This is a genomic window from Aureimonas sp. D3 (genome assembly GCF_001463805.1).
Classification (GTDB): Bacteria; Pseudomonadota; Alphaproteobacteria; order Rhizobiales; family Rhizobiaceae; genus Aureimonas; species Aureimonas ureilytica_A.
This window is the reverse complement of record NZ_BBWM01000005.1, coordinates 143,193-154,738: the sequence shown is the minus strand read 5'-3', so window position 1 is coordinate 154,738 and position 11,546 is coordinate 143,193. Positions and strand designations below refer to the sequence as shown.

The following is an 11,546-nucleotide window of genomic DNA, read 5'->3' as shown; positions in this document are numbered from 1 at the left end:
GACGAAAATCCCTCGCCGATCCTCCGCCGGTACTTTCCAGACGGGCTCTGAGATCGCACGATCACGCCGTTGCGATGTCGGGCGCGCCGGACGGGCCGTCGCGTGGCGAGCGGCTGCGCCAGTCGAGCGCGATATAGGTGGCCCCGGCCGAAGCGATCCAGAGCGCGGCGAAGACACCGTTCAGCCCGAGGATCCACTGATCGTCCGGCGTGGTGGCCGCCCCTTGCAGGAGCAGCGTCAGGAAGCCTGCCTTGAGAAGACCCAGAAGCGCCAGGATCGCCGCGCGCATGCCCGTGCGCCCCCGCGCGTAGAGCAACTCGCTTTGATATTCCACGAGGTTGCGGAAGGCCGGCACGAGAAGCACCAGAAGCACGAGCGGCGCGGCGTCGGCGACATTGCGCCCGAGCAGCGTCGGCGCGACCGCAAGGATCAGCCCGAGCGCGCCCATTCCGGCGACCGACACCAGCGCGATTCCGCCCTCCGTCATCCAGCGTCGCCGCCAAGACTGCAGAAGCCCCGGTGTGCGGATCAGCTTCTGCACGATCATCATGTTGAAGGAGCGCACCGGCAGCGCCGTCAGGTCGATGAGGCGCATCAGCATGGCATAGATGCCGGCGATCGCCGGCCCGCCGAGCGACAACACCAGAAGCTTGTCCATCTCGGATTGGAGATAGAACAGGATCTCCGCGCCCGCGACGGCGAGACTGTCGCCGAGGCGGCGCAGGTAAAGGGCCGGACGCCAGCGAAGCCGCTGGCGCGGATAGAAGAGCACGATGCCCAGCAGCGCCGACCCGGCATTGGCTGCGAAGTAGAAGACGCTCCACGACAGGAGATCGGTCTGGGCAAGGCCGGCATGAGCGAACAGAAGGGCGGCGAGCGCCTTGGCGGCCGAGCCGACGATCACCAGCACCGAGGCGCGGCCGAAGCGCCCCATGCCGTTGTTGACGATGCACACGACCTCCAGCGAGCGCCAGCCGATGATTTCGGCCGCGACCACCAGGGCGAAGGGGAGGAGGCCCATGTCGCCTTCGAAGACGAGGCCATAGAAGCCGAGCGCCACCAAGGCCACCACGGGCAAGGAGGCGAGAAGCGCCGCCAGATAGCCCGCCGAATAGGTGCCGATAAGTTGCGGCTTGCGCGTGGCCGCGCGGTAGAGCGGCGACACGAAGCCGAAGCCGGCAATGCGCGACAGGACGATGCCCGTGCCCGACGCCGTGGCGAAAAGGCCGAAGCCGGCAATGCTCAATGCATTCGCAACGGCTGTGAAATACAAGAGAGACAGGACCAGACGCCCTGCCGAGCCGCCGATCAGCTTGGTATAATCGCGCAGAAGGTGAAGATTGGCATGACCCATCCGAGCCAGGCCACGGACCGCTCCGCGCATTCCGTCTCTCCCTTCCATCCGATAGAGCGCATGACCGACGAGACCAGCCAAGCCGCCGTCCATCACCGCGCCGATGCGCCGCCGCATTCGGCTCCACGAGGCCCGAACGCGATCCCCCGCCAGCTTAGCACCGCGCCCTTAACGCGCCGTTCGCTTCTGGCGGGGAGCGCGGCGGGGATGGCCTGCGCCATGGGGCTGGGCGCGGACCCCGCCCGTGCCTTTGCGCCGCGCGTGCCCTTCGGCGCGGCGGTGCAGGTGGATCATTTCGGGGCCGACGCGGACTATCGCGCGCTGATCGAGCGCGAATGCGATCTCCTCATGCCGTCCAACGAGTTGAAATTCGGCCTGCTCCGCCCGACGCGCCCGGAATTCTGGTTCGACCCGGCCGACCGCATGGTGAACTGGGCGCGTTCGCGGGGCATGTCGTCGCGCGGCCATGCCTTCGTCTGGTGGTCCACCAACCCGCCCTGGCTGGAGGCGATCCGCGACCCGGCCGATGCCGAGCGGGTGCTGGTGGAGCATATCGAGCGCGTGGCCGAGCATTACCGGGGCCGGCTCGGCAGCTGGGACGTGGTGAACGAGGTGATCGCCAACGACCCGCGCGAGCCCGGCGGCCCCTTGCGCGACACGTGGTGGCGGCGCCGGCTCGGGGCGCGCCACATTTCCCTCGCCTTCCGAACCGCCATGCGGGCGGATCCCAGCGCCAAGCTCGTCATCAACGATTACGATCTGGAATTCGAAGGCCCGCGCTACGACGCGCGCCGCGCCGAGATCCTCCATCTCGTGCGCCAGTTGCAGGACGAGGGCCTGCGGGTCGATATGGTCGGCCTTCAGGCGCATCTCTACAGCCATATCAAGGTGGACCGCGAGGCGCTGGCGCGCTTCGGGCGCGACTTGAAGGCGCTGGGCGTCGGCCTGCTCGCAAGCGAGCTGGATGTGATCGACTTCCAGGTTCGGGGCGATGCCGACGCCATCGACGCGGCGGCCGAGCGCAGCGTCAGCGACTTTCTGGACGGGCTGTTCGCCGGTCAGCGTCCTTATGCCGTGATCACCTGGGGCATCAGCGATCGCTACACCTGGGTGCCGGACGCCATGCCGCGCACCGACGGCCAGCCGAACCGGCCCCTGCCGTTCGACGCGGCTCTACGGCCCAAGCCCTGGTATGTGACGCTACGTCAGAAACTTGCGACGGGCTGACCATTTCGTAACGATTGAGGATGCGTGTTAAGGATTTGTTTGCCATATTCGGGGAGGTTTGGCCAAACCGTCCTCGTTGAGAACAGGCCCATCCGGATGTTCCATTCCGACACCCAAGCTGAGAGCGTCTTCGCGGACGAACGGCCGCGCCGGTCGGGTGCCGACGGGCAGACGTCCCTGTTCGATCCCGCCGCTCTGGCAAACGGCATCTGGCAGCGGCGCGGCTTCATCGTTCTGGCGACCGTGCTCGGCGTGGGGTTGGCCGGCGCCTACGCCTATTCCACGCCCAAAGCCTATACCGGCATCGCCCAGCTCGTGCTCGATCCGCGCGATCTCAACATCGTGCAGAACGACGTGACCTCGTCCCAGACGGGCATGAGCACGGACGGGACGCTGGCGCTGGTGGAAAGCCAGATCGCGGTGATGACCTCGAATTCGGTTCTGGAGCGCGTCGTCTCGCAGGCAGGCCTCACCGCCGATCCCGAGTTCAACGGCACGCGCGAGAGCCTGTTTTCGGGCGTCACCAGCCTTGTGAACGCCTTCCTCTCGTCCAACGAGGACGCGGTGATCCGCGATCGCCAGCTTTTGACGATCGCGAACCTCGCCAAGCACGTGAAGGCCGTGCGCAACGCCAATAGTTTCGTGATCAACCTGTCGGTGACCTCCGAGGACCCCGACAAGGCGGCGCGTCTCGCCAATCTGATCACCGAGAATTTCATCGCCGAGCAGGGCCGCGCCCAGTCGGAACTCGCGCGGCGCGCGACCACGGCCTTGTCCTCGCGCCTTGCCGAGCTGCGCCAGCGCGTCGTCGCCGCCGAAGATGCGGTGGAAGCCTACAAGGCCGACAACAAGCTCGTCGGCGTCGGCGGCCGGCTGATCGACGACGACTACATCACGCGCATCAACAGCCAACTGGCCGATGTGCGCGCCCAGATCACCACGCTCGACGTGCGCGCCCAGTCGCTGCGCCGCGCCAGCGTCAGCGACGTGGTGGAGGGCTCCTTCCCCGAAGGGCTCAACTCCGAAACGCTGCAACGCCTGCGCCAGGCCTATACCGAAGCCACGCAGAGCGCCGCCGTTCTCGCCACGCGCCTCGGGCCCCGCCATCCCCAGCGCATCGGGGCGGACGAAGCCGTGACGGCGGCGCGCCGCGCGATCCAGAACGAGCTCGGCCGCATCGTCGCCTCGGCGCAGACGGAGCTTGCCCGCGCCCGCGACACCGAAGCCGATCTGAGCCGTCAGATCGACACGCTGCGCTCGCGCCAGATCGAGACCAGCAGTTCCTTCGTGAAGCTTCGCGAGCTGGAGCGCGAGGTCGATGCCTCCCGCGCGGTCTACGAGGCCTATCTCCTGCGCACGCGCCAGACCAGCGAGCAGGAAAGCCTGAACACCGCCAATGTGCGCGTGATCTCCGAGGCGACGGTCCCGCTTCAGCCCTCCAGCCTGTCGCGCCGCATCGTCATGGCGGCCGGTGGTGTCGCTGGGCTCGGCGTCGGCATCATGCTGGCCGCGCTCGGCGCCATGCTCTCCATTCTGCGGGGCGGGGCTGGCAGCGCGCGCCGCACGGAGGACGAACGGGGCGAGACGGAGCGTTTGGGCGAAGGTTTCACCCTGCGCCGTGCCGAGGCCCCGATACCCGCCGCCGCAGACTGGTCGCTGCGCGGCTCCGCCGCCGAGGCGGAAGCGCACGAGCCGATCCGCCGCGCTCAGGAGCCGTCCGTCGTCTCGCCAGTCGATGCCGAAGATGAAGCGCCTCGCGCATCGATCCGCGATGCGGGCGACGAACCCGGCGATGAATCCGAATTCGAGACGGCTCGGACAGCGCGGGAACAGGACGAGTTCAAGGGCGATCACGAAGCATTCGAGGACGAACACGAACACGCCGTCCATGCGCCGAGCGACCCGGAGTTCGACCTGAACGAGGGCGACCTCGACCGCCGCCGGGCCGAACTGCGCGAGCGGATCCGCGCCATCGGCCTTCGCCGCTCCGGCGTGCGCCGCTTCCAGCCGGCCGAGGAACTGGACGCGCCGAGTCTCGACGCCGCCCCGTCCGGCTTCGATGAAGCGTCCAAGCGTCTCGATGACCTCTCCGAGCTGGCCCAGCCCAACGAGCCCGCCAACCCGCCCACGGTCGAGGAAACCGCTCGCGAGCGCATCAGCCTGACGATGACCGCCGCGCGCCAGCGTCGAAGCCTCCTGGTTCAGCCCTCGTCCTAAGGGCCTGTTCCGCGTCGCTTCCCTTCTGTTCCGCAATGACGCCCGACGATAAGCGCTTCCGCGCATCGTCGGGCGTCATCGCATAGGGTCGTAGGGATCGTTTCGACGCTGCCGGAAGACCCGAGGCAGGCATCTCGCAGACCTGCCGCTGATCTCGAGAGCATCTGTGCGCGAAGCGCCTCGAACACCTTCGGTTCGGACGGGGAGACGAGGGGAGCCTGTCCCGCGCACAGCGGCGAGGCAAGGATCGGAGCAGGGGACGCGGCAAACTGATCCCGAATGTTTCGGAGCTGCCCGGCCCTTTGGAGAATCAAGCGCTCGGCGCTCGCTTCGCAGTCAGCCCCGCACGTTTCGTCGTCGCTTTGGGACGAGCGCCCCGACCGATCGGGACGCGGGGGCCGCGACTGACAGCCGCCTCAATCTCCCGCCGGCGTTGGCGCATCGAGAGAGGCCAGACGCCGCGTCGCGTGGCCTTCGATGGCGGCGGGGGGAAGCTCCGACAAGGGCGTGAACTCCGGCACGATCTGGCGCAGAACCGCGACGGCTCGCGCCGCGTCGCCCGCGCGCACGGCCTCTTCAGCTTGAGCGAAGCGATGCCGCAGGAGGTCGAGATCGCTGACGCGCGAACGGGCGATCAAAAGCCCCGCGCGGCCCGTGCGCTCGCGCGTTTCGCCTTCGCCGAAAAGTTCCTCATAGAGCTTCTCGCCCTTGCGCAGGCCGGTGTAGCGGATCGCGACATCGACATGCGGGCGCAGGCCCGCCAGCTGGATCAGCCGCTCGGCGAGTTCCGTGATGCGGATGGGCTCGCCCATGTCGAGAACGAAAATCTGTCCCTCGGCCGCGCCCGCGCCGAGCCCGTGGCCGGCGGCGTGGAGAATGAGGCGGGAGGCTTCGGGAATCGTCATGAAAAAGCGCGTGATGTCGGGATGGGTCACGGTCAGCGGCCCGCCGCGCGATAGCTGCGCCTGAAACAGCGGGATCACCGAACCCGCCGAGCCCATGACATTGCCGAAGCGCACGGTCATGAAGCGTGTGCCCGAGCCCGCAAGGTCGAGCGCCTGGCAATAGGCTTCCGCCGCGCGCTTGGTCGCGCCCATGACATTGGTCGGATTCACCGCCTTATCGGTGGAAACCATGACGAAGGCCGTCGCGCCGCAGCTGAGCGCCGCGTTCGCGACATTGCGCGAGCCCAGGAGATTGGTCTCGATCCCCTCCAGCGGATTGTCCTCGACGATCGGGACATGTTTCAGCGCGGCGGCGTGAAAGATGACCTCCGGCCGCCATTCCGCAAAGAGGCGCGACACGCGGTCGGCCTGCCGGACATCCACGATCCGCTCCACCACCTCGACGCTGGGGTGGTGGACCTCCATGCGCTTGCCGATGGAGTAAAGATTGAACTCGTTGGCATCCACCAGGATCAGACGCCCCGGCGCGAAGGCGGCGATCTGGTTGACGAGTTCCGAGCCGATCGAGCCGCCCGCGCCGGTCACGGCGATGCAGCGGCCGCGAATGAGCCGCGCCACTTCCGCCGTGTCGAGCTCGACTTCGGTGCGCCCGAGAAGGTCTTCCAGCGAGACGGGCAGAGCCTCGATCGGCTTGTCGGCATCGACGCCGCCCGCGCGGGAAATATCCGGCAGGCGCTTCACCGCGATCTGGAACGGGGCGGCACTCTCCACCACGCGGGAGAGATCGGCGGGAGAGATGTTGGTCTGCGTGACGATGATCTGCGTGATCGGCGTCGCGCCATGCTCGGCCTGCTGCACGACATCGGGCAGATCGTCCAGCGCGCCGAGTACGCGCAGCCCGTGCAACTGGCGGCGGCGATTCTTGGCGAGCGGATCGATCAGGCCGACGATATGCGGGCTGTGATGCGAGCGGCGCGCGTTGCGAATGAAGAGATCGGCATTGTCGGAAAAGCCGTAGAGCAGGATATGTTGCGGGCGCTCGCGCGCCGAAGCCGTCTCGAAGAAGCGCTCCGACAGGCCGCGCTCCTTGTAGAGCCGGTAGGCGAGGCGCGGGCCGCCGAGACCGACGATCATGATGAACCAGGTCATGATGAAGGCCGAACGCGGGAAATACTCGCCTCGGAACAGGATGAAATTGGCGATCAGGAAGACGACGTTGATCGCCGTCGCCGCCTTCACGATCGACACGACGTCGAGCAGCGAGGCATAGCGCCACGCGCCGCTGTTGAGCGAGAAGAGCGGGAACATCGCGGCCGAGAGCGCCGTGAAGCCGCCGATCATCGCCCAGATCTGCCAGGAATGGGTCAGCGCGTAGGAATCGAAGGCCAGCGTCAGCGAGAGGCTGATGGCGAGCGCGGCCACCACCACGTCATGCACGATGCCGAACGAACGGAGCGATCCGCGCGGGAGCTTGATGCGGGACGAACGCGACATGCCGAATGAGCCCAATCTCTTCTCGAAGCGGAGATCGCTCCCGCCTCGCGCCTGCGGGGCGGCGCACACGTCCGGTCCCGCAAGCCTTGCCTTCTTATGCCCGGACGCGACAAAGGCCCGAGCGCGTAAGGCGGGCTCCGGAAGAGCCTAGCCTGACGCTTCGAGCCTTCGTCTAGCCTATTGCCGGCGAAAGAGGAAATCGCCCGGCGGATGCTTGTGGGGAACGCCCGATGGGGCGGTTAAAAAACGCTGGCGCCCCGGTCGGCCGGGCCGACCGCGCGGCGGAACACGGCGAACAGCTCGCGCCCGAGACCGAACTCGTTGGCCGAGAGATCGGCTTCCGCGAGCGGCCGTGCGCCGAATTCGGCGGCATCCACCAGAACTTCCAGCGCGCCGGTTTCGCCGTCCAGACGGATCATGTCGCCGTCGCGGATGCGCCCGATCGCGCCGCCCTCGGCCGCTTCCGGCGTCACATGGATGGCGGCCGGAATCTTGCCCGAGGCCCCGGACATGCGCCCGTCCGTCACCAGCGCGACCTTCTGCCCGCGATCCTGCAGCACGCCGAGCGAGGGCGTCAGCTTGTGAAGCTCGGGCATTCCGTTCGACTTCGGCCCCTGGAAGCGCACGACAGCGATGAAATCGCCCGTCAGCTCGCCCGCCTTGAAGGCGCGCTGGAGATCGTCCTGGTCGTGGAACACGCGGGCCGGCGCTTCCACCACGCGGCGCTCGGGCTTCACGGCCGAGACCTTGATCACGGCCTTGCCCATATTGCCGTCCAGCATCTTCAAGCCGCCATTGGGCGCGAAGGGCTGCTCGGGCGTCGTCAGAACCTTGGGGTCGTGGCTGTGCTCGGGGGCCGGCACGCGGATCACCGAATGCCCGTCCTCGCCCAGCCGCGCTTCGACGGTGTAGCCACCGAGGCCCGTGCCCCAGGCCGTGCGCACGTCGTCATGCAGGAGGCCATGTTTCAGGAGTTCCTGGATCAGGTAGCCCATGCCGCCGGCCGCCTGGAAATGGTTCACGTCGGCCGAACCATTCGGATACACGCGGGCGAGCAGCGGCGTGAGGTCGGAAAGTTCCGAGATATCGGCCCAGGTCAGCTGGATGCCGGCCGCCGCGGCGATGGCGACGAGATGCATCGTGTGGTTGGTCGAGCCGCCGGTGGCATGAAGGCCGATGACGCCGTTGACCACGGCGCGCTCGTCCACCACGAGGCCGGCGGGCGTGTATTCATTGCCGAGCGCGGTGATCGAGAGGGCACGGCGCGTCGCCTCGCGGGTCAGCGCGTCGCGCAGCGGCGTGCCCGGATTGACGAAGGACGAGCCCGGCGTGTGCAGGCCCATGATTTCCATCAGCATCTGATTGGAATTGGCCGTGCCGTAGAAGGTGCAGGTGCCCGGCCCGTGATAGCTCTTGGACTCGGCTTCCAGCAGCGCGTCGCGCCCGACCTTGCCCTCGGCGTAGAGCTGGCGGATACGGGTCTTCTCGTCGTTCGGCAGGCCCGTCGTCATCGGGCCGGCCGGCACGAAGATCGCTGGCAGATGGCCGAAGGTCAGGGCGGCGATGGCGAGGCCCGGCACGATCTTGTCGCAGACGCCGAGATAGACGGCGGCGTCATACATGTCGTGGCTGAGGCCGACGGCGGCCGACATGGCGATGATGTCGCGCGAGAAGAGCGACAGTTCCATGCCCGTCTGACCCTGCGTGACGCCGTCGCACATGGCGGGAACGCCCCCCGCGACCTGCGCCGTCGCGCCCATCTCTCGCGCCGTCTGGCGGATCATCTCAGGGTAGGTCTCGTAGGGCTGGTGGGCCGAGAGCATGTCGTTATAGGCGGTGATGATGCCGAGGTTCAGCGTCTCGCTGCCGGTCAGGCGCTCCTTGTCGGTCGGCCCGCAGGCGGCGAAACCATGGGCGAGATTGCCGCAATGCAAGCGGTTGCGCCGGGGGCCAGCCGCGCCCTTGGCCTCGATGCGCGCGAGATAGGGCTCGCGCGTCGGCGCGGACCGCTCGCGGATACGAGCCGTGATCTCCTCGATGCGGGCAATGGCGGCCATGACGTCACCTCACTGGGTAGGGGCCGGCGCTTGTTTCAAGCGTCGGCCCGGAACGAACGGCCCGGCGCGGACCCCGCACCAGGCAAGGATCGGCTCTTCAGGGAGCCCAGAAGACCTGGATCGGCTCTTGGCGCGGCGCTCGCAGCATGGCGCGCACCGGCATGTCCTCGACCGGGCCATTCTCCAGGGCGCGCTCCAGCACCACCTGCTTTTCCTCACCCTCGATATGAAGCGCCAGGAAACGCGCGTCGGCAAGCCGGGAGAGCGTCAAGGTGATGCGAGGCTCGCCCGCGCCGGGCGCCTCGATGGCGATCACCGCGTCCGGGTTGGCCGGGTCGATCGCCGCCGCCAGACGGTTGCCGCCGGGGAAGAAGGAGGCCGTGTGGCCGTCCGTGCCCATGCCGAGGATCACGACGTCGAAGGGGCGCTGGAACGCGCCGAACTTCTGCGACAGTTCGCCCACCGCCTCCAGCGCGTCCAGCCCCTCGATATAGAAGGGCTCGAGATGCGCCACCGCCGCCCGGTCGCGCAGGAGATTGTCCCGCACGAGGGCCGCGTTGGACCGATCGGAGGTTTCGGGCACCCAGCGCTCGTCCACGAGGATGACGGTGACCTTGGACCAGTCGATGTCGGTCGCGGAAAGATGGCGGAACAAGAGCTTGGGCGTCGAGCCGCCGGACACGGCGAGAACCGCCGAACCCTGCGTGGCGATGCCGCCGGCCAGAACCGCCGCGATGCCGCCGGCCAAAGCCTCGGCCAGCGCGTCGCGCGTGGGATAGTCGTGACGTTTGATCGTCATGGCCCCGCTCAATCCGGCTCGTGCCAGGTGCGCCCGTCACGCTCGATCAGAGCGATCGAGGAGGACGGACCCCAGGTGCCCGAGGTGTAGCCCTGCGGCTTCATGCTGCGCTCTTCCCAGGCCTTGAGGATGGGGTCGACCCATTCCCACGCGGCCTCGACCTCGTCGCGGCGCATGAACAGCGTCTGGTTGCCCCGGATCACGTCCATGAGAAGGCGCTCATAGGCGTCCGGATTGCGGACATGGAAGCTCTCGGCGAAGGTCATGTCCAGCGGGACATGGCGCAAGCGCATGCCGCCGGGGCCGGGGTCCTTGATCATCAGCCATTGCTTCACGCCTTCGTTGGGCTGAAGGCGCATGACGAGCTGGTTCTGTTGGACGTGACCGGCGGCGTTGTCGAAGATCGAATGCGGGATCGGGCGGAAGGTCACGACGATCTCGCTCATGCGCTCCGACAGGCGCTTGCCCGTGCGGATATAGAAGGGCACGCCGGCCCAGCGCCAATTGTTGATTTCGGCCTTAATGGCGACGAAAGTCTCGGTGTCGCTGGTCGGCTCGCCGAGGTCTTCCAGATAGCCTTTCACCGCGCCACCATTGGACGCACCGGCCTTGTACTGGCCGCGCACGGTGACATGTTCGACGTTGCTGGCGTCGATGCGCTTGAGCGAGCGCAGGATTTTCAGCTTCTCGTCGCGCAGCGCGTCGGCGTCCATAGCCGAAGGCGGCTCCAGCGCCACGAGGCAGACGAGCTGGAGAATGTGGTTCTGCACCATGTCGCGCATGGCGCCGGCGGTGTTGTAATAGCCCGCGCGCCCTTCCAGGCCGACGCTTTCGGCGACCGTGATCTGCACGTGGTCCACGAAGGCCGAGTTCCAGAGCGGCTCGTAGAGCATGTTGGCAAAGCGCAGAGCCATGAGGTTCTGCACGGTTTCCTTGCCGAGATAATGGTCGATGCGGAAGACCTGATCTTCGCGGAAATGCTCGCCGATCAGCGCGTTCAGGCGCTTGGCGGACTCGAGGTCACGCCCGACCGGCTTTTCGACCACGAGGCGCGTACGGTCGTTGGACAGGCCCAGCGTATTGATATGCGAGGCGATGTCGGCGAAGAGCGAGGGGCTGACCGCCATGTAGAAGGCGCGGATACGATTGTCTTCGGCTTCGTCCAGAAGCGACTTCAGCTCGGCCCAGCCCGTATCGCCCTTCACGTCCACCTGACGGTAGAAGAGGCGCGACAGGAAGCGCTCGACCGCCTCCGGGTTGCGGTCCCCTGCAGCGACGAAGGAGTCCAGCGCCTTGCGGGCGAAGTCGCGATAGGCCTCGTCCGACAGCGCGGTGCGCGATGCGCCGATGATTCGAGCCCCTAGCGGAATCTGCCCGTCGAGGTCGCGATGATAGAGGGCGGGCAGGAGCTTACGTTCGGCGAGATCGCCGTTGCCGCCAAAGACGATGTAGTCGAAGATCTCGACAGGAATGATCTGGCTGGACACGAAATC

At 67.3% G+C, this 11,546-nt stretch carries 7 protein-coding genes; 2 read left to right on the top strand and 5 right to left on the bottom strand.

Features of this window, described 5'->3' with window-relative positions; translation table 11 throughout:
* Positions 1–61: 61 nt before the first annotated feature.
* Positions 62–1,384 carry a lipopolysaccharide biosynthesis protein gene (locus AUL36_RS02660; RefSeq protein ID WP_062217662.1) on the bottom strand — a complete coding sequence of 441 codons (1,323 nt, stop codon included), beginning with the start codon at positions 1,382–1,384 and terminating at the stop codon, positions 62–64.
* A gap of 30 nt (positions 1,385–1,414) precedes the next feature.
* Here AUL36_RS02660 and AUL36_RS02655 point away from each other — a divergent pair, with 30 nt between their 5' ends.
* Both AUL36_RS02655 and AUL36_RS02650 read left to right on the top strand, forming a co-directional pair.
* Positions 1,415–2,581: an endo-1,4-beta-xylanase gene (locus tag AUL36_RS02655; protein ID WP_244497008.1), complete on the top strand. Its 1,167-nt coding sequence runs from the start codon at positions 1,415–1,417 to the stop codon at positions 2,579–2,581.
* Between the two features lie 96 nt (positions 2,582–2,677).
* Positions 2,678–4,798, top strand: a complete 2,121-nt coding sequence (locus tag AUL36_RS02650; protein WP_062217659.1) for a GumC family protein — start codon at positions 2,678–2,680, stop codon at positions 4,796–4,798.
* Between the two features lie 416 nt (positions 4,799–5,214).
* Here AUL36_RS02650 and AUL36_RS02645 read toward each other — a convergent pair whose 3' ends face one another.
* From AUL36_RS02645 to zwf, 4 genes are all read right to left on the bottom strand, one after another.
* Positions 5,215–7,197 (bottom strand): polysaccharide biosynthesis protein, encoded by a 1,983-nt coding sequence (locus AUL36_RS02645; protein ID WP_062217656.1) that lies wholly within the window; start codon positions 7,195–7,197, stop codon positions 5,215–5,217.
* A gap of 239 nt (positions 7,198–7,436) precedes the next feature.
* On the bottom strand, positions 7,437–9,254 hold the full coding sequence (gene edd, locus AUL36_RS02640; protein WP_058635049.1) for a phosphogluconate dehydratase: 1,818 nt from the start codon (positions 9,252–9,254) through the stop codon (positions 7,437–7,439).
* A 97-nt stretch (positions 9,255–9,351) separates the two neighbouring features.
* Positions 9,352–10,053: a 6-phosphogluconolactonase gene (gene pgl / locus AUL36_RS02635; RefSeq protein ID WP_062217654.1), complete on the bottom strand. Its 702-nt coding sequence runs from the start codon at positions 10,051–10,053 to the stop codon at positions 9,352–9,354.
* Positions 10,054–10,061: 8 nt separating this feature from the next.
* Positions 10,062–11,540 (bottom strand): glucose-6-phosphate dehydrogenase, encoded by a 1,479-nt coding sequence (gene zwf, locus AUL36_RS02630; protein ID WP_062217651.1) that lies wholly within the window; start codon positions 11,538–11,540, stop codon positions 10,062–10,064.
* Between the last annotated feature and the right edge of the window lie 6 nt (positions 11,541–11,546).

What these genes read in the sequence shown, in the direction of transcription:
- AUL36_RS02660 (WP_062217662.1), bottom strand. Translation starts at nt 1,384, where the DNA reads ATGCGCGGAGCGGTCCGTGGCCTGGCTCGGATGGGTCATGCCAATCTT.
- AUL36_RS02655 (WP_244497008.1), top strand. Translation starts at nt 1,415, where the DNA reads ATGACCGACGAGACCAGCCAAGCCGCCGTCCATCACCGCGCCGATGCG.
- AUL36_RS02650 (WP_062217659.1), top strand. Translation starts at nt 2,678, where the DNA reads ATGTTCCATTCCGACACCCAAGCTGAGAGCGTCTTCGCGGACGAACGG.
- AUL36_RS02645 (WP_062217656.1), bottom strand. Translation starts at nt 7,197, where the DNA reads ATGTCGCGTTCGTCCCGCATCAAGCTCCCGCGCGGATCGCTCCGTTCG.
- edd (WP_058635049.1), bottom strand. Translation starts at nt 9,254, where the DNA reads ATGGCCGCCATTGCCCGCATCGAGGAGATCACGGCTCGTATCCGCGAG.
- pgl (WP_062217654.1), bottom strand. Translation starts at nt 10,053, where the DNA reads ATGACGATCAAACGTCACGACTATCCCACGCGCGACGCGCTGGCCGAG.